This window comes from Parabacteroides sp. 52 (assembly GCF_010500925.1).
Classification (GTDB): domain Bacteria; phylum Bacteroidota; class Bacteroidia; order Bacteroidales; family Tannerellaceae; genus QVMG01.
In genome coordinates this window covers 111034-129204 of record NZ_QVMG01000004.1, presented here as the reverse complement: position 1 = coordinate 129204, position 18171 = coordinate 111034, and the positions used below count along the sequence as shown (strand labels likewise).

Annotated in this window: 13 protein-coding genes; 6 read left to right on the top strand and 7 right to left on the bottom strand. The window is 46.0% G+C overall.

Going from position 1 to position 18171, the window contains the following annotated elements:
* Positions 1–377: 377 nt before the first annotated feature.
* A complete protein-coding gene (gene murF, locus D0T51_RS04540) occupies positions 378–1661 on the bottom strand; it encodes a UDP-N-acetylmuramoyl-tripeptide--D-alanyl-D-alanine ligase (protein ID WP_163725786.1) in 1284 nt (427 codons plus the stop codon).
* A 121-nt stretch (positions 1662–1782) separates the two neighbouring features.
* Here murF and folP point away from each other — a divergent pair, with 121 nt between their 5' ends.
* The 4 genes from folP to D0T51_RS04520 all read left to right on the top strand — a co-directional run bounded on the left by folP (position 1783) and on the right by D0T51_RS04520 (position 5790).
* A complete protein-coding gene (gene folP / locus D0T51_RS04535; protein WP_163725782.1) occupies positions 1783–2625 on the top strand; it encodes a dihydropteroate synthase in 843 nt (280 codons plus the stop codon).
* Positions 2626–2631: 6 nt separating this feature from the next.
* Complete coding sequence (gene cdaA / locus D0T51_RS04530; RefSeq protein ID WP_163725780.1) at positions 2632–3414, top strand: diadenylate cyclase CdaA; 783 nt, start codon at positions 2632–2634, stop codon at positions 3412–3414.
* A 130-nt stretch (positions 3415–3544) separates the two neighbouring features.
* Positions 3545–4558: a phosphate acetyltransferase gene (pta, locus tag D0T51_RS04525; RefSeq protein ID WP_163725777.1), complete on the top strand. Its 1014-nt coding sequence runs from the start codon at positions 3545–3547 to the stop codon at positions 4556–4558.
* A 26-nt stretch (positions 4559–4584) separates the two neighbouring features.
* Entirely contained in the window at positions 4585–5790 is a 1206-nt protein-coding gene (locus D0T51_RS04520) for an acetate kinase (protein ID WP_163725774.1), read from the top strand.
* Between the two features lie 170 nt (positions 5791–5960).
* Here the strand turns inward: D0T51_RS04520 and gltA are convergent, their stop codons facing one another.
* The 3 genes from gltA to D0T51_RS04505 form a co-directional block, all read right to left on the bottom strand.
* Positions 5961–7433, bottom strand: coding sequence for an NADPH-dependent glutamate synthase (gltA, locus tag D0T51_RS04515; RefSeq protein ID WP_163725772.1), 1473 nt, complete (start codon positions 7431–7433; stop codon positions 5961–5963).
* A 17-nt stretch (positions 7434–7450) separates the two neighbouring features.
* A complete protein-coding gene (locus D0T51_RS04510; protein WP_163725769.1) occupies positions 7451–8248 on the bottom strand; it encodes a sulfide/dihydroorotate dehydrogenase-like FAD/NAD-binding protein in 798 nt (265 codons plus the stop codon).
* Positions 8249–8339: 91 nt separating this feature from the next.
* Positions 8340–8726 carry a co-chaperone GroES family protein gene (locus tag D0T51_RS04505; RefSeq protein ID WP_163725766.1) on the bottom strand — a complete coding sequence of 129 codons (387 nt, stop codon included), beginning with the start codon at positions 8724–8726 and terminating at the stop codon, positions 8340–8342.
* Positions 8727–8915: 189 nt separating this feature from the next.
* Here D0T51_RS04505 and D0T51_RS04500 point away from each other — a divergent pair, with 189 nt between their 5' ends.
* Positions 8916–9278: a BlaI/MecI/CopY family transcriptional regulator gene (locus D0T51_RS04500; protein ID WP_163725763.1), complete on the top strand. Its 363-nt coding sequence runs from the start codon at positions 8916–8918 to the stop codon at positions 9276–9278.
* A 3-nt stretch (positions 9279–9281) separates the two neighbouring features.
* A complete protein-coding gene (locus D0T51_RS04495; RefSeq protein ID WP_163725760.1) occupies positions 9282–10901 on the top strand; it encodes a M56 family metallopeptidase in 1620 nt (539 codons plus the stop codon).
* A 215-nt stretch (positions 10902–11116) separates the two neighbouring features.
* Here D0T51_RS04495 and D0T51_RS04490 read toward each other — a convergent pair whose 3' ends face one another.
* Genes D0T51_RS04490 through D0T51_RS04480 form a run of 3 tightly spaced genes read right to left on the bottom strand, consistent with a single transcriptional unit; the run spans position 11117 to position 18129 of the window.
* On the bottom strand, positions 11117–14206 hold the full coding sequence (locus D0T51_RS04490; RefSeq protein WP_163725757.1) for a glycoside hydrolase family 2 TIM barrel-domain containing protein: 3090 nt from the start codon (positions 14204–14206) through the stop codon (positions 11117–11119).
* Positions 14207–14224: 18 nt separating this feature from the next.
* Positions 14225–16543 carry a beta-N-acetylhexosaminidase gene (locus tag D0T51_RS04485; protein ID WP_163725755.1) on the bottom strand — a complete coding sequence of 773 codons (2319 nt, stop codon included), beginning with the start codon at positions 16541–16543 and terminating at the stop codon, positions 14225–14227.
* Between the two features lie 17 nt (positions 16544–16560).
* A complete protein-coding gene (locus D0T51_RS04480; RefSeq protein WP_163725752.1) occupies positions 16561–18129 on the bottom strand; it encodes a sulfatase in 1569 nt (522 codons plus the stop codon).
* Positions 18130–18171: the final 42 nt, after the last annotated feature.

Here is an 18171-nt window from a genome sequence, read left to right as displayed (position 1 = left end):
GTTAATTATAAATTGTTAATTATTTCTGTTTCCCCTACAAGAAAAAAGCCTCTCTCACCAGGAAGTGAGAAAGGCTTTTTTAATTTCTTTATATGTTTAAACAACACACAACATTCTCACTTCCTATCCCGTTCCCAGAGTAGAATAATAATAGAAATGTTAATAATATTGTTTATGATGTTACGCATCTTGTTTTCGAATTATGGATGCAAAGATAGAGTCTTTTTTGATACAACAAATAAAAAACGTTGTTTTTATTACTTTTTTCTTACAAAATAAAAGAAAGAATGTTTGAATTCAACTAATTCATAACGAAACGATCATTTCCCCAGAGATATGTACGCAACGGGGAAATCATACTTGTGTATAGACAAGAATCAGAGAAACTCTATTACTTTTTCCAGGGCCATGCTTCTGGATCCTTTAATCAGGATATGATAGCCTTTGAGTGAAGATGCCTGCAAGGCCTCTATCAAGGCTTCCGTATTTACATAAGGAGAAAAGGCTTCTCCTGCCTGTGCAAAATGCTTCCCACATAAAAAGACCTTATCAAAATCACATTCCCTGATTGTACTGACAATCTCCGCATGCAGCTCATCACTCCCCTCACCCAATTCGAACATATCTCCCAGGATAATCGCTTTCGGGTGGAAGGTCATGGAGGCAAAATTCGTCAAAGCAGCTTTCATACTGGTCGGATTGGCATTGTATGCATCTATAATAAGCACATTATGGGCTGTCTCTTTGAGTTGCGAACGGTTATTGGACGGTTCATAGGATTCAATCGCCCGGTTAATGCGGGCCGAGGGGATTTTGAAATAACGTCCGACGGTTACTGCCACCAATACATTATCTATATTATAATCTCCGATAAGATGAGTCTGAATCATGTTTATCTTTCCTTGTTGCTTCCATTGAAGCGTCAGAAAAGGATCGTTACTCACAATCTGTCCGGAAGCGAATGAGCTGTCTCCATAGCCATAGGTTATTTGTTCCAGGCCTTTGCCTACGGATTGCAAGACCTCGTCTTCTTTCTTTATAAATATCTTTCCTTTTACCCGACGAAGATAGTCGTAAAGCTCCGCTTTGGTGTTCTTCACATTTTCAAACGAACCGAAGCCCTCCAGATGGGCACATCCCACATTCGTGATAATACCGTAATTGGGTTGGGCTATCTCTGCCAATTCTTTGATATCCCCGGGGTGACTGGCGCCCATTTCAATGATAGCCATCTCGTGCTCATGATTCAAACGGAGCAGGGTGAGAGGTACACCAATCTGATTATTGAGGTTTCCTTCCGTATATAATATATTGAATTTGGTAGACAAAACGGCAGCCAGTAACTCTTTCGTAGTCGTTTTCCCATTCGTCCCTGTGATGGCAATAACAGGCAGTCCGATTACTTTCCGGTGACGCTGTGCCAGCTTCTGCAAAGCCACCAAGGCATCCTCCACCAGGATCGTACGTTCGCCTGTATAATAATCGGAATTATCAATAACTGCATAGTTACACCCGGCGGCCAAAGCTTTGGCGGCATACTGGTTGCCATCAAAATGTTCTCCTTTTAAAGCAAAGAAGATAGAGCCTCGCGGGCAGTTGCGACTATCCGTGGTTACGACCGGATTATGTAAGAAAAGTTCATAGAGTTCTGGAATGAGCATGAATGTATCCTCCGTTCAAAATTATGTTTCCCTTGTTTTTATTACAAATGTACTAAATCTTCAATCCACAAACTTCATTCTTCCTGAAGAAAATTGTACTTTTGCCCCAAAAGCAGGAACAATGGCCGACAAAACACTGAATATTAAAGGAGAACTTCTCTCTCTGGCAAAACCTCTCGTCATGGGGATCCTGAATGTGACACCGGATTCATTTTATGCTGCAAGCCGGAAACAAACAGAAACAGCTATCGAGGAACGCATACAAACCATTCTCCGGGAAGGAGGTAAAATCATTGACCTGGGTGGTTATTCTTCCCGACCGGATGCCGAGGAAGTCTCTGCCGAGGAAGAGATGAATCGTTTGTCTTTTGCTTTAGAGAAAATCAACCGTCATTATCCGGATCTGATTATTTCGGTCGATACTTTCCGGGCAGAGGTAGCCCGGCAGTGTGTGGAGAAATATGGCGTAGCTATCATCAATGATATTTCAGGAGGACAAATCGATCCCCTTATGTTTTCTACAGTGGCGCAATTACAAGTCCCTTATATCCTTATGCATATGCTGGGCACTCCGCAAACCATGCAAGAATACACACAGTATACGGATATGCAGGAGGAGATTATGCTTTATTTTGCGGAGAAAGTACGTCAATTACATCAGTTAGGCGTAAAAGATATTATCCTTGATCCCGGATTCGGTTTCAGTAAAACAACGGATCAGAATTATGAGTTAATGAGCAACCTGAAAGAATTTCAGGCATTCAACCTTCCCTTGTTGGTAGGTATTTCCCGTAAAAGCATGTTGTATAAGTTCTTGGGAGGCACCCCTACCGAGAGTCTGAACGGAACGACGGTATTGCATACCTATTCCTTATTGAACGGGGCAAATATATTACGGGTACACGATGTCAAAGAAGCTGTTGAAGCGGTCACCCTTGTTGAAAAACTAACTGTCAACGAATAGAATATTATGTGGATGCATTTTGGCATAAAAGACCTGATTGATGTCTTACTGGTAGCCTTCTTCTTGTTCCAGATTTATAAACTCATGAAGAACTCCGGATCGATTGCGCTTTTCAGCGGGATCATCTCTATCCTTGTCGTCTGGATTCTGATGTCACAGATATTGGAAATGCGTCTGATGGGAGCGATATTGGATAAGTTCATCAGTGTCGGTTTCCTGGTTCTTATCATCTTATTTCAAGATGAGATCCGGCGTTTCCTGTTGGCAGTAGGCTCTCACAGAGGATGGAAATTTCTAAGCAGTCTCTTTTCCAGAAAAACAGAAGATTCCGATAAGAAAAAATACATCGCTCCCGTTGTATTGGCCTGTATGAATATGGCGCGAAAAAAGACTGGAGCCTTGATTGTCATCCAACAAGATGTGGATCTATCCGTTTATGTACATACGGGAGAAATGTTTAACGCAGACGTTAATGCCCGGTTGATCGAAAATATATTCTTTAAAAACAGTCCTTTACACGATGGAGCTATGATTATTGCAGACAACCGCATCAAAGCGGCCGGCTGCATATTGCCCGTAGCCCAAAATGCCAACCTACCCAAGGACCTGGGACTCAGACACCGTTCCGGATTAGGCATGTCGCTGGAAACGGACGCCCTCGTCATTATCGTTTCTGAAGAACGCGGAAAGATTTCTATTGCCCAAAACGGCAAAATGAGTATCCATGTTTCGGCAGAAGAGTTGCAACAAATACTCTCCGGTGAACGAGAAGTGGTAAACAATAGTTAAATGTTCTGAAATTGTTATCTTGAGATAATATTTCCCCCTGTTTTTGTAATCTCTATATTGCATTTTGAGTACTTTTGTCCTCGAAAGTGGCTAACATTTACTAAATAATATAAAAAAACGATCTTTTGCCATGAATTTGATGCAAGACATTATTTCCCGCGCTAAAGCAAACAAACAACGCATTGTTCTTCCTGAAGGAACAGAAGAAAGAACCCTTAAAGCAGCCGACCGCTTACTGGCCGACGAAGTAGCTGAAATCATCTTAATAGGAAACCCGGCTGAAATCCAGAGCCTGGCAGCCCAATTCGGACTAAAACATATAGGAAAAGCGACTCTTGTAGATCCTAAAAGTCATGAAAAGAAGGAGGCGTATGCCGACCTCCTGTTCCAATTGCGTCAGAAAAAGGGTATGACACCTGAAAAGGCTGCCGTGATGGTAGAAGATCCTTTGTACTTAGGTTGTTTGATGATAAAAGCAGGGGATGCTGATGGAGAAATTGCCGGTGCTCAAAACACTACCGGGGATGTCTTACGTCCTGCATTACAAATTATAAAGACCGCTCCGGGCATGAGTGTTGTATCCGGTGCCTTTTTGATGTTTGTTCAAAACAAAACGTATGGAGCAGACGGTGTATTGGTGTTTGCCGACTGTGCTGTAATGCCTAATCCTACGGCCCCCGAACTGGCAGAAATAGCCGTTGCAACTGCACAGACAACAAAAGCTATCGTAGGCATGGATCCCCGTGTAGCTATGTTGAGTTTCTCTACCAAAGGAAGTGCCAAACATGAAATGGTAGACAAAGTTGTAGAAGCCACTCGCCTGGCCAAAGAAATGGATCCAAACCTGAAGGTAGATGGAGAAATGCAAGCCGACGCAGCTTTGGTAGAAGCCATCGGTTCCAAGAAAGCTCCGGGAAGCGAGATCGCAGGAAAAGCCAATGTGTTGGTATTCCCAACCCTGGAAGTAGGAAATATTGCCTACAAACTGGTAGAACGACTGGGTGATGCTGAGGCTGTTGGTCCTATCTTACAAGGAATGGGAGCTCCGGTAAACGATTTATCACGGGGTTGTTCCATCGATGATATTTACAAAATGGTAGCCATCACAAGCAACCAGGCCATAGGATTAAAAACAACGAAATAAGAAACGATACAAAATATAAATTAAAAATGAAGATATTAGTATTGAACTGTGGAAGTTCATCCGTAAAGTACAAATTGTACAATATGGTTAATCGGGAAGTGATGGCACAAGGGGGAGTTGAAAAACTGGGATTACCCGGCTCTTTTCTGAAATTCACCTTACCTAATGGCGAAAAAGTCGTTTTGGAAAAAGAACTACCGGAGCATACGGTTGCCATCGAATTTATATTAAGTATCCTTACGGACGAAAAATACGGTTGCATTCAGTCCTACAAAGAGATTGACGCCATAGGCCACCGCGTGGTTCATGGGGCAGAAGAATTCAGCAGCAGTGTTGAAATCACCCCGGAAGTAATCGGCAAGATGGTTGAATGTATCGACCTGGCCCCTCTGCATAACCCACCGAACCTGAAAGGGATCCGTGCCATGGAGAAATTATTACCGGGCATCCCTCAGGTAGGCGTATTTGATACGGCATTCCACCAGACCATGCCGGATTATGCCTATATGTATGGCTTGCCTTATTCATATTATAAAAAATACGGTATCCGTCGCTACGGTTTTCACGGAACAAGCCATCGCTATGTATCCAAACGTGCCTGTGATGTATTAGGTGTTCCTTACGAAAAACAGCGCATCATTACCGCTCATATAGGCAACGGAGGTTCCATCACCGCCATTAAAGACGGAAAGAGCATCGACACCTCTATGGGATTAACCCCTGTGGAAGGTTTATTGATGGGTACACGTTGCGGAGATGTAGATGCAGGCGTTCTTTCCTTCCTGATGAACAAAGAAGGATTAGACTCTCAGGGACTTTCCGATATGATCAACAAACAGAGCGGTGTATGGGGACTTTCCGGCATCTCTTCCGATATGCGTGAGATAGAAGCAGCGATAGAAGAAGGCGATCGTCGGGCGATCCTGGCCATGAACGTATATAACTACCGAATCAAAAAATACATCGGTGCTTATGCAGCTGCCATGGGCGGATGCGACATCCTCATCTTCACCGGAGGTGTGGGAGAAAACCAATGGCGCACCCGGGAAGTGGTTTGCCAGGACATGGAATACATGGGCATGAAATTAGATGTGAAAAAGAACGACGGCATGCGTGGGGAAGAGATGGTAATCAGCACCCCGGATAGCAAAGTCACCATTATGGTCGTTCCTACGGACGAAGAATATACCATCGCATCCGACACCTTGGAAATTTTAGAGAAAAAAGGATAATTTTGAGAAGTTGTTTACTTTATGCTAATCCTTTCTCACAGCTTACAAAACATGATGGATTAGTGTTTAACTGCCCTGACATCGGTTGGGGCAGTTTTTTTATATAAAAAAACCTCGTATCCCTTCTCTACGGAACAGATACGAGGCATATAACAGGGTTTATATTTTCTTTAGGCTTTCTTCAAATGGGCATGCATGGCAGCAGCAGCTTTCCGCCCGTCTCCCATAGCCAAGATGACTGTAGCTCCTCCACGCACAATATCCCCTCCGGCATATACATCCGGAATAGCGGATTGCATGGTCTCCTGATTGACAACCACCGTTCCCCATTTAGTCACTTCAAGGCCCTGGAAAGCACTCGGGATAAGCGGATTGGGAGATACTCCCACACTCACGATCACCTCATCCACCTCTATAGTCTCCACAGCACCTTCTACCGGCACCGGACGGCGACGTCCCGAAGCATCGGCTTCCCCCAGTTCCATCTTCTGCAGACGCATTTGTTGCACACGACCAGACGCATCGCCAAGATATTCTATCGGATTATGCAAGGTAAGGAATTCAATACCTTCCTCTTTCGCATGTTTTACTTCTTCCAGGCGGGCAGGCATCTCTTCTTCGCTGCGGCGATAGACAATCATCGCACGTTCTGCTCCCAAACGACGAGCCGTACGCACAGAGTCCATTGCCGTATTACCACCACCGATAACAGCTACCCTTTTCCCTTGCAATACCGGCGTATCACTTTCCGGATCGGCGGCATCCATCAGGTTTACACGCGTCAGATATTCATTCGACGACATCACCCCGACCAGGTTTTCTCCCGGTATATTCATAAAGTTAGGCAAACCGGCACCACTGGCCACAAAAATACCTTTGAATCCCTCTTCATGTAAATCTTCGTAACTAATCGTTTTGCCGATGATACAGTTGGAGATAAACTGAACCCCCATCTGACGCAAGCCTTCTATTTCGACATCTACAATCGCATTGGGAAGACGAAATTCCGGAATACCATATTTCAATACGCCGCCAATCTGATGCAAGGCTTCAAAGACGGTCACTGTATATCCCTGCTTGGCCATATCCCCGGCAAAAGAAAGACCGGCAGGTCCTGAACCGACCACCGCAATCTTGATTCCATTCGGCTGCTCTATTTCGGGAACAGAGATGTTTCCACTCTCCCGTTCATAGTCTGCAGCAAAGCGTTCCAGGTAACCGATAGCTACCGCTTCCTTCTTCATCTTGGTATGTATACAAAGACTTTCACACTGTTTCTCCTGCGGACAAACCCGTCCGCAAACAGCCGGCAAAGCACTTGTTTCTTTTAATACCCGGGCTGCATCCAGAAACTCTCCCACCTCTATGTGTTTGATGAAAGAGGGAATATTGATATTCACCGGACAACCTTCCATGCAAGTCGGGTTGACACAGTCTAAACAACGTTGTGCCTCTACCAAAGCCTGCTCTGCGGTCAGTCCCAGATTGACCTCCTCCTTACGGACACGGCTGCGATAAGCGGCATCCAATTCGTTCATTTTTACACGGGGAATATCCGTGCGTTCTTTATTTTTTTTGCTTTTACGTAATGCTTCTCTCCAAGGTTCGGCACGACGGGCGGCGATTAATTCTGCTGTAGTCATAAAGCTTTTGTGATTTATTATTTCTTTTCCAAATCCCGATAAGCACCCAGGCGCATGATCATTTCATCGAAATCGACCTGATGCGCATCAAACTCGGGACCATCGACGCAAACAAATTTAGTCTTGCCTCCAACACTAACACGGCAGGCACCACACATACCGGTTCCGTCCACCATAATCGTATTCAGAGAAGAGACCGTAGGTATCTCGTATTTTTTTGTCAAGGCAGCGACGAATTTCATCATGATAGCCGGACCGATCGTGACACAGAGATCGACTTTCTCCCGTTTGATTACACTTTCTATACCATCGGTTACCAAACCTTGGGTGCCCTGCGAACCATCGTCAGTCATCACGATCACCTCATCGGAATGGGCACGCATCTGTTCCTCCAGAATGACCAACTCCTTGGTACGGGCAGCCAATACGACAATCACCCGGTTACCGGCTTTGTGAAAGGCCTCCACGATAGGCATCAAAGGAGCCACACCGACACCTCCACCGGCACAAACAACTGTTCCGACTTTCTCTACATGTGTAGCTTGCCCCAAAGGACCGACCAGGTCAGTGATCTCGTCGCCTACATTCAAGGCACATATTTTTTGAGACGACTCTCCCACTGCCTGAATAACCAGCGTGATCGTTCCTTTTTCTATATCAGCTCCGGCAATGGTCAGCGGAATGCGTTCTCCCTTTTCTCCCAGGCGCACAATAACAAAGTGACCAGCTTTACGGGAACGGGCGATAAGAGGTGCCTCTACCTCCAGTTTCACTACATTGGCAGAGAATTGTTCTTTACTTACAATCTTACTCATGAATTGCTTTATTGATAGTTTCTTTTACTTTTTCGCAACAAAAGTACATTAATTATATGAATATTAAAGTATTCTGACAAAAGAAAAGCCCCTATTCGAACAATCCCTCATCCCGAACAAGCATCAGAATAGCCGAATGAGGCACGATCAGGTACTTCTCTTCATTGAACTGAATCTCATAGGTTGCATTTTGCAGATAGACAGCCAAATCCCCTTCACGCGCCTGCAAAGGAAGATAATGCACCTCTTCCTCCTTTTTCTTTTTCCATACCTCCGGTTCCTCCACTTGAGAGGGAAGAGGATAACCAGGACCCGCTTTGATGATATAACCGGATTGTATTTTTTCCCCTTCCTGCACGGAGGGTGGCAAATAAAGCCCCGATTTCGTTTGGCTTTGTGGATTTTTCGGCTTAATCAGAACCTTATCACCAATCATAAGAAACTTATCGATATCTTTCTGGTCAATGGACAATTGCATAATCGTTTGTTTTTAGAATAATCTCCCGCAAAGATAAAAAAAGGGGGAAATAGAAGCAAATGCAGGGTACTCAGGCTTTCAACGAAACAGTTTCAACTGTTAAATATAGTCAATCAACTATAACTTATAGTTGATCTTACATTATTTATAGTTATATTTGAAACCACAATAAAACAGAAGTCAGATAATATGAAAAAGTTAACCCCGAAAGAAGAAGAAATTCTTTCTTATTTTTGGAACAAAGGGCCTTTGTTTATCAAAGAGTTACTCGAACTGCAAGAAGAGCCCAAACCCCATTACAATACCTTATCTACCATCGTGCGCACCTTGGAAGAGAAAGGTTATATCGGGTATAAAGCCTATGGGAATACCTATCAATATTATGCATTGGTGACACAGGAACAGTACCGGAAAAGTTCCCTGAACAATGTCGTACATCGTTTTTTCGGCAATTCGTATACGTCCGTCGTTTCTTCGCTGATCGAAGATGAAGAACTGACGGTAGAGGAATTGCAGGAACTGATCGAACAGATTAAGAAAGGTAAAAAATAAACTATGAGTATCTTCCTCATTTACCTATTGAAGTCGACCTTCTGCCTTCTCCTCTTCTATTTAGCGTATAAGGTCCTGTTAAGTAATGAAACCTTTTTCCGTTTCAACCGAAAGGTATTACTTATAAGCATTACTCTCTGTATGCTTCTTCCTTTGGTGAAGATTGAAACCGGCAGTCCCGGTTTAATCCAACAACCTTTTATTGAACTGGAAAGAAGGATCATTTGGGAAGAAAACCGAAACGAAGAAACCGGCTTTCTTTTTCCTGAAAAAGAAGAGACAGATGACACACATTATACATTCCCCGCCTCTCTCGTTTTCAAGGCTATCTATTGGACCGGCAGCATACTGACATGGATTCTTTTATTCCGCTCTCTGATTGGATTATGCCTGTTGATACGCAGAGGCAAAAGGATACAAAAGAAAGACTACACCCTCGTATTACTGCCCGGAACGCTCTCCCCATTCAACTGGGGAAAATACATCGTTCTCTCCGAAACAGATTATAAGAATCATGCAGAAGAAATCCTCACGCATGAACTGGCTCACTATCACAAACGGCATTCCTGGGACATTCTTCTCATGGAAGCCGTAATCCTTCTTCATTGGTTCAACCCGGCCGCCTGGTTACTCAAGCGGGAACTGCAGGAGATCCATGAATACCAAGCCGACACGGCTGTCCTTCAAGCAGGCATCGATGCCACAAAATATCAATTATTATTAGTGAAAAAAGCTGTTGGCTCCAGCTCCTACACTTTTGCCAACAGCTTTAATCAAAGTAAACTTAAAAAGCGTATTACTATGATGTGCAAAAATCAATCAAACCAATCAGCGCGTTGGAAGAGTATTCTTTTCCTGCCGCTAGCAGCCCTTGCGCTGTATGCGTATGCCAGTCCGGATATCGACCGGCAGTTACAACAACTTCTTCCGGGCGAAGATACAACTATTTCGCCGGATAAGGGGAAATACACGAGCGCCTTTTTCCAAGCAGAGATGGAGAAGTTACTCCTGGAAAAAGGAATAGATCCTTCGCTTCCGCAAAAAGAGATCAATGAAAAATTGGAAGATCAAATGCAACTCTCCTCTTTATTAGTCAATGCAGTGGGCACAATCATGTTTAACGGCCAGTTGATAGAAGAAAAAGAATTGTCGGCGGCCGTGAAGAAGGTGTTGACAGATACAAAGTCCCTTAAACCCGTATTGATTACCCTGCAATTTGACATCGAAGCGCCCGAAAAGACAATCGCTTCGATTTACAACACCTTGGGGCAGGCTTTTACAGAGCTGAAGCCGGAATTGAAAAAGAAACACCAACCCATTGCCGTACGGACTGTAGATCCGAAAAACTTTGGCCTTAAGAACCATACGCAAGCATTCCTCAGTATCGTTTTTATGGCAGGAGAAGAAAGACTGGGCAGGATCGATATTGAAGAAACGGATACGGAAGAAGATATCCGGAAAAAAGTGCGAGAGGTGAATATCTATAAGAAGTCGCCCCTCTCCATACGTCTTTGGGCAAAAAAAGAAACACCGATGGGGTGGGTTACCGACATCAAACAAATCATCCGCGAAGAAGCGGTCGAACTGCAAAAAACAGATTACGAGATTTCACCTGAGAACTAAAAATTCATCAGCAAACAAGGTCCTCCTTCTCTTTCCATTTCAACCGATAGGAAGTTAAAATGGCGGGAAAATACAATTGCCGACAATCGTCGGCAATTGTGCTGATATATGTCGACACTTGTGCCGATATATGTCGACACTAGTGCTGACATATATCGGCAATTTTATTTCCACTAACTCATCCGAATTTCCACCCAATAATCCAGGGAGATCTTTTACCGTAGTGGCCGTAAGGTGAAACGGAATCGTTTCTCACCTACCGGCACCAGATATTCCGGTCGTACACCCGGGCCACAGGTAGCGGTACCTACGCCCGTTTGTTCGGCGTCCAGATGCACGGTGACTGTTCCGGAACGTTGCAACTGGTTGATATGAGTCGCTTTATCGATTGTCTCGTCACGGAAAGGAACGATACTGAATTGCCACGGCAGGGAAGAGCTTATCGAAAGGCCACGGCCGGCCGCATCGGTAATTTCCGCCCATCGCATATCCGTACGGTTACCGGTCGACTGCGGTTTCACGTAATAATGGAACATCCGTTCGGCATCTGTCTGTTCTATACCGATCAGGCCGGATTGTTTTCGGTCGGCGTAGGTCTCCGTGCCGGTACGTCCCAGGTAAGTGACCTGTTTATAAATGTCAGGCATTTCAAAAGTAAGGCCAATCCGGGCAAGCGATTGGATGCGTGCCGTATCCGGAGTGAATAACGTTTCGATACGCAGTTCCCCGTCCGGTTGCAGGTGATAGTGGAAGGTGGCTTTGCCGATCTCTTCTTCCTGTTGGTTTACAAGGCGGACAGCGGCAGTCACTTTATTTTTTCCTTTGTTTATGCGAATCACTTCTTGCCGCATCTCATGCAATCCGGCCTTTTTCCACAAACGGGCTCCGTGGCGGTCGCGGTTGTCGTTATCGGTGATCGGACGGTAAAGACTGAGCGTCACCGGAGTCGCAAGTAGTTCGTTTCCGTCTGTCTGGTAAGAGATAAGCGCGCCTGTCTCGGGTGAAAAGCGAAGGCTCACCTTATCGTTTGCAAACGTATAATCATCATTGACAAGCGGAGCGTATTTCTCTTTTGCTTTGTTCGGCTGGGCATTTTTATTCGCAGAAAGAACAAACTGATCATAAGCCACATCATGATCGGAAGAGAAGAAAGGCTGTTTTTCTTTGGTCCGCCAACGCAAAGTCAGGAAAGCCTCTTGGGCGTCTTGGGGTAACGGGATATATCCTAGCGACAAGGTCGTGGTGGCATGAGGGGCACAGTCCACCGTCTCCCGGCCTTCACGTACCAGGCGACCTTTGTCGTCGCGAATCTCCCAATACAAGGTGTATGCGTTGAGGTTCGAAAAGTCGAACCAGTTCTTGATCGAAAGGCTCAGGTCGCGTTCTTTCACCAGTGTCGTTTTGATATTCTGATATACCTTTTTCACCTCTGCCAGATGCGGATGAGGTTCGCGCAAGGCATTGACCAATCCGTTGCAGCAGAAGTTATCGAAGCTGGGAATCCCTTTCGGCCCATAGTCGCCGCCATACGACCAGTACCAGTTCCCGTCGGCATCGATCTCACGGAACGACTGGTCTACCCAATCCCATACGCATCCACCCTGTGCCATCGGTTCCTGTTCGAAAACATCCCAGTAGTCTTTGAGTCCTCCTACGCTATTGCCCATCGCATGTACGTATTCGCAGAGGATAAAGGGACGGTAAATAGACGGTTCTTTTTGATTTACATAGTCTTTGATCTCCTCCACACTGCGATACATCCGGCAGTAGATATCCGTATTATAGTTTTGCTCGGCACGCTCGTATTGCACCGGACGCGAAGGATCTTTGGCTTTCAGCCAATCGTAGGTTTTTTCGAAATTGATCCCATTGCCGGCTTCATTGCCCAGCGACCAGATAATGATCGAAGGATGATTCTGCGAACGCTCAAACATCCGTTCCGTCCGGTCCAAATGAGCCGTCAGCCAGGTCGTATCCTTTGCCAGGGAGACCGGTCCATATCCCATGCCATGGGATTCGATATTGGCCTCATCGATCACATAAAGACCGTATTGATCGCACAACTCATACCACAGAGGATGTGTCGGATAATGCGAATTGCGTACGGTATTGATATTGGATTGTTTCATCAATTCGATATCCCTCAGCATTAATTCGCGGCTGACCGTACGACCCAACTGGGAGTGCTCGTGGCGGTTGGTTCCTTTGATCAGTGTGGGAACGCCATTGATACACAAACGGCCGTCTTTTATTTCGGAGGTACGGAAGCCCAGTGCGCATCCGGTGACTTCGGTTTCATTTCCTTCTTCATCAATTAAGGCCAGAATCAGGTTGTAAAGATTCGGGTGTTCCGCATCCCATCTTTCGACATGAGGAATCTGCTCCTGGTCGAAAGTTACCCGGTGGTTTTCGATGGGGGTTTCTCCATATAAAAGCATACGGTTTGTACGATCCGTCAATTTGTAAGAGAGAGTCTTCTTTTTATCTATTTCTCCCCCGATCTCTACATGCAAGTGGAACAATCCGGTCTGGTAGTCTTTTTTATCCAAAGAAGCAGTTGCCTGGTAATTGGCGATATATTGTTTCGGAGTTGCATAGAGATAGACATCCCTTTCGATCCCGCTCAGCCGCCAATAGTCCTGGCATTCGAGGTAAGAACCGGAACTCCATCGATACACTTCCAAAGCAACCGTATTCTCTCCCGTTTGCACATAATCCGTAATATCCCATTCGGCAGCCGTTTTCGATCCCTGATTGTATCCCAAGAGTTGTCCGTTGACCCATATATAATAAAACGAGATAACCCCTTCGCAGCAGATCACGATCCGGCGTCCATCCCATTCGGCAGGCAGGGTAAACGTTCGGTGGTAAGAGCCGACCTCATTCATTTCGTGAGGCACCAGAGGTGGATTCTTTTTGAAGTTGAACATCGGATCGTCGAATTCATAATTCTCATTGACATAGATCGCGGTCCCGTATCCCTGTCGTTCCCAGTTGCCCGGCACCTGTATGTCTGCCCAGCTGCCGGTATAAAAGCCGGGGGTATAAAAATCCTGTGGCCGGTTGTCTGGGTTTCGTGTCCAGTGGAATTTCCAACGGCCGTTCAGGCTCATATACCAGGGGGAGGATATATGATCGCGTCCGACAACTTCTTTTTCGGAGGCGTAAGGCCATACATAGGTATGTGGTTTCACTTTATTCAGACCGATGGCATATTGGCTTTGCCACTCGGGCAGTTGCTGTGCTCCGGCAGGAAAAAGGAGCAGTGCAAACAGACAAAATAATAAAAGGTTTGTTTTGTTCATAGGATTGTTGTTCTATCGTTAATCAATACTAATTTCATCCAGATACACCCAGGTCGGTTGTCCCGGGCGGACATGATGGGGCGGGCATTTGCCCGGGTTCGTTATCTCGAAACGGATATACCGCCCCTCTGCGTGCAGGTCTGTAAATACCTGATCATGCACGTGTATTCCTTCGCGGAATATCTCCGGGTCCGACCATTCTTTATCGGTTATGATCCTATATTGGGCATCATCCTCCGAAATGGATATCCGGATCGCACGGGGCGGATGCACGGCCATCCCGTAATTGGTGATACAGCCCATCCGGATCGTTTCTATCGAAGTGGGTTGTTGCAGATCGATCGTGAAAGAAAAATCTTCCCCGTGCCAGCCATTCCATTCGAAGTCGGAATGTTTATCGCTTCCCCGTAAGCCGTTTGTCAGGCGGTAGAGATGGGGGTTATCGCCGGTTATCGGACGAGCAGTCGCTTTGTTCCATAAAACGGGAAGCGTGAGTATCTCTCCTTTTCTCTGTCCGTTGGCGAAAGTAGCAGCCCGGACAATTGTCTTTTCCTGAAATAAGAAGGGTCTCTCGTAAAGAGGGGAGGCGGGCGAAGGATCACTTTCATCCGTGGTATAACGGATCTGCATATCGGGACGGATACAGGAAAGGGATAGTTCGACTTGATTCTTATCGCCTGTTGCCCGGTGATCGATATTAAACATCGAACGGGCATAGTTTATTCCCTGTTGGTCGTAATGAAGAAGCAATTGATCCAGACGGGTCAGGAAATGGCTCCATTCTTTTTGTTGCCGACCGCTCCAGGCCACCTCGGCTAAGGCAGCCAAACGGGGAAACAGTTGGTGTTCAATATCTCGCGGATGATTTATAAATTCAGTCCACATGCAAGCCTGTACCCCCCAAAGATTCTCGACAACTTCTTCTTCCCATTCCGGCTGAACGGGTTCGTAGTCGTAGACATCTTTCAGTGTGATATTGCCAAAGTAGGTACGGGGTTCGAACCACTGAGGACCCTGATAACGGATGAAATACAACACCCGGGCAGGAGTCATGATAAAGCGGTGTCCCTGCTTCCCGGCTTTGTGTCCGGCTTTGCCCAATCCCTGCCAGGCGAGGATCACGGCATCTTCCGGGAGCTGACTGTTGGTCAGCTCGTCCCAACCGATCACGGTCTTTCCTTTCGCCCGGATATAACGGGCTATCCGGTTCATAAAGTATCCTTGCAGATCTTCTATCCGGTGAAGACCTTCTTTTTGCATACGAGCCTGGCAATGGGGACATTTCTTCCAGTTGTTTTTCGAAGCCTCGTCGCCCCCTATATGAATATAAGAAGAAGGAAAAAGAGCGATCACTTCATCGATCACCTCTTCCAAAAAGGTGAATACTGCTTCGTTTCCGGCGCAATACACAATCTCATCGGCATGGTTCTCGCCTCCCAAGCCGGGAATGACACCGATAAAATCGGTCACCACCGGGCAGGCTAATTCCGGATAAGCCGCCAGAGAGGAGTTGGTATGCGCCGGCATCTCGATCTCAGGGATTACCTCAATTGCCCTGGCGGCTGCATAGGCAACGATCTCCCGCATATCATCCTGGGTATAATAACCTCCGACGGGCGTTGGTTCTCCGGGCCTGCCATTGCGACGTTGGGAGAAATCACCTTCCCGCTCTACGCGCCAGGCACCCACTCCGGTCAGTCTGGGATGTTTTTTTATTTCCAATCGCCAGCCGTTGCCATCCACCAGGTGGAAATGCAATTTATTGAGTTTCAACATCGCCATCTGGTCGATAATCTTCAGTACATTCTCTTTGGGGACAAAGAAGCGGGAGGCATCCAGTAATAATCCGCGATAATCAAACCGGGGACCGTCGTTTATCCGAAGTGCAGGTATTTCCCATTTTATATGCTCTCTTTTCTCCGGACTATCGATCTGGGGAGGTAATAACTGATGGATGGTCTGAATGGCATAAAAGAAACCGGAAGATCCGGCTGCTTTTATCTTAACTCCGGCGGGAGTAACCATTAATTCATAATGTTCTTTTTCCATCTGCGGATCGGTTTCAAAATATATCGCTTGCCGTTTGCCGGAAGACGCCTCCCGGGATATCGGAAGGGTAAAGCCTGCAGCAGAAAGGAACAACTCCGATAAGTGACAAGCTACCTCTTGATATTCCGGCTGATCGATATAGATCGTGGTCTGCGGTGTGAAACAGAAACTTTCTGTTGTGGTTTGCATACTCTCAGGTAACGGAATTACAGACGGACAGGAAGAAAAAGGGGAGCATCCACCCATCAACAGGCAGATGCATCCCATCATAAATAATAGTCTATTCATAGTATTTTGACGTTATCTTATTGTGCCCGGTGACGGATCGGATCGTCATAGACCTCCTGAAGCCGGGCCAGTTCTGTTTTTAATGTATCGGTAATCTCTTTATAACCTTCTTGACCGAAGAGGTTGTTCATCTCCATCGGATCTGCTTGAAGATCATATAATTCCCATACGTTGATGTCGTTGTAGAAATGCATGAGTTTGTATTGTCCGGTACGCACCCCGTAATGCCGTTTGACGGCATGTTCGGCCGGATATTCGTAATAATGATAATAAAGCGAGGTTCGCCAATCGGTGATTTCCCCCTCTTTCAATAAGGGTAAAAGGGAAACACCTTGAATATCTTCAGGAATATCCACACCCGCCAGATCGAGGAAGGTAGGGGTATAGTCGATATTCTGTACCAATTGAGGAATATCCCCGCGTTTGTCGTACCCTGCCGGCAGGTGCATCACCAGTGGTGTGCGCATAGATTCTTCATACATAAAACGTTTATCGAACCAACCGTGTTCACCCATATAGAAACCCTGGTCGGAGGTATATACGATGAGGGTATTGTCCATCAGGTTTTCTTTTTCCAGATAGTCGAGGATGCGGCCTACGTTTTCGTCCAGGGAGTGTACGGTCTTAAGGTAATCCCGCATATATCGCTGGTATTTCCATTCGGCAAGTTCCCTGCCGGTTGGTTTATTGCGGTAAAACTCCTCGATAATCGGAAGATAATGTCTGTCCCAGGCCGCTTTTTGTTCGGCATTCATCCTTCCGTAGGTACCTTGCGTACCGTCTTTGCGGGTGAACAGCGATTGCAGACGGCTCTTCTCTCCTTCGCGATACATCTTCAGGTCGTAGATCAGGTCCATATCTTTGTCGATACTCATTTCCTGAGCGGCAGCCGCCGGACGGCCTTCGTAGTCGTCGTAAAAGTTCACCGGAAGTTCAAACTCACGGTCTTCAAACATGGCCAGGTGGGTGGTATCGCCCATCCAGTTACGGTGGATCGCTTTGTGATGGATAAAAAGACAGAATGGTTTCTCTTTTTCCCGTTTGGTTTCCATCCAGTCCAGGCTTATATCGGATATGATATTGGTGACATAGCCGTCATAATCTTCGGTGCCTTGCGGAGTGATGAAACGGGGATTGTAATAATCTCCCTGCCCGGGTAGGATCTTCCAGTAATCAAAACCGGTCGGTGTACTTTCCAGGTGCCATTTCCCGACGAGGGCTGTCTGGTAGCCTGCCTGCTGCAGGAGTTTCTGCACGGTCTGCTGGTCGCCATCGAAAACGGCTTCGTTATCTATTTTCCCGTTTTTATGGCTGTGTTTGCCGGTAAGCAGAACCGCCCGGCTGGGACCGGAGATGGAGTTACAGACAAAACTATTGGTGAAACGCACGCCACTCTTTGCCAACCGATCCAGATTGGGCGTATGGGCAAAGCGACTGTCATAACAACTCATCATCTGTTGCGTATGATCATCGGTCATGATATAAACAATATTCAGCGGTTTTTTCGCTTCCTCCTTCTGAGGCGAACAAGCGGACAAAAGAGCCAGACCTGTCAAGGGAGCAGATAAGATTAAGTGTGTTTTCATTTTCATATATCGTTATAAATCTATATTTTTATGCAAAAATAA

Bases quoted from the DNA above. Each gene is read 5' to 3' on its own strand.
- murF (WP_163725786.1), bottom strand. From the start codon at position 1,661: ATGCTCATTCCAGAACTCTATGAACTTTTCTTACATAATCCGGTCGTA.
- folP (WP_163725782.1), top strand. From the start codon at position 1,783: ATGGCCGACAAAACACTGAATATTAAAGGAGAACTTCTCTCTCTGGCA.
- cdaA (WP_163725780.1), top strand. From the start codon at position 2,632: ATGTGGATGCATTTTGGCATAAAAGACCTGATTGATGTCTTACTGGTA.
- pta (WP_163725777.1), top strand. From the start codon at position 3,545: ATGAATTTGATGCAAGACATTATTTCCCGCGCTAAAGCAAACAAACAA.
- D0T51_RS04520 (WP_163725774.1), top strand. From the start codon at position 4,585: ATGAAGATATTAGTATTGAACTGTGGAAGTTCATCCGTAAAGTACAAA.
- gltA (WP_163725772.1), bottom strand. From the start codon at position 7,433: ATGACTACAGCAGAATTAATCGCCGCCCGTCGTGCCGAACCTTGGAGA.
- D0T51_RS04510 (WP_163725769.1), bottom strand. From the start codon at position 8,248: ATGAGTAAGATTGTAAGTAAAGAACAATTCTCTGCCAATGTAGTGAAA.
- D0T51_RS04505 (WP_163725766.1), bottom strand. From the start codon at position 8,726: ATGCAATTGTCCATTGACCAGAAAGATATCGATAAGTTTCTTATGATT.
- D0T51_RS04500 (WP_163725763.1), top strand. From the start codon at position 8,916: ATGAAAAAGTTAACCCCGAAAGAAGAAGAAATTCTTTCTTATTTTTGG.
- D0T51_RS04495 (WP_163725760.1), top strand. From the start codon at position 9,282: ATGAGTATCTTCCTCATTTACCTATTGAAGTCGACCTTCTGCCTTCTC.
- D0T51_RS04490 (WP_163725757.1), bottom strand. From the start codon at position 14,206: ATGAACAAAACAAACCTTTTATTATTTTGTCTGTTTGCACTGCTCCTT.
- D0T51_RS04485 (WP_163725755.1), bottom strand. From the start codon at position 16,543: ATGAATAGACTATTATTTATGATGGGATGCATCTGCCTGTTGATGGGT.
- D0T51_RS04480 (WP_163725752.1), bottom strand. From the start codon at position 18,129: ATGAAAACACACTTAATCTTATCTGCTCCCTTGACAGGTCTGGCTCTT.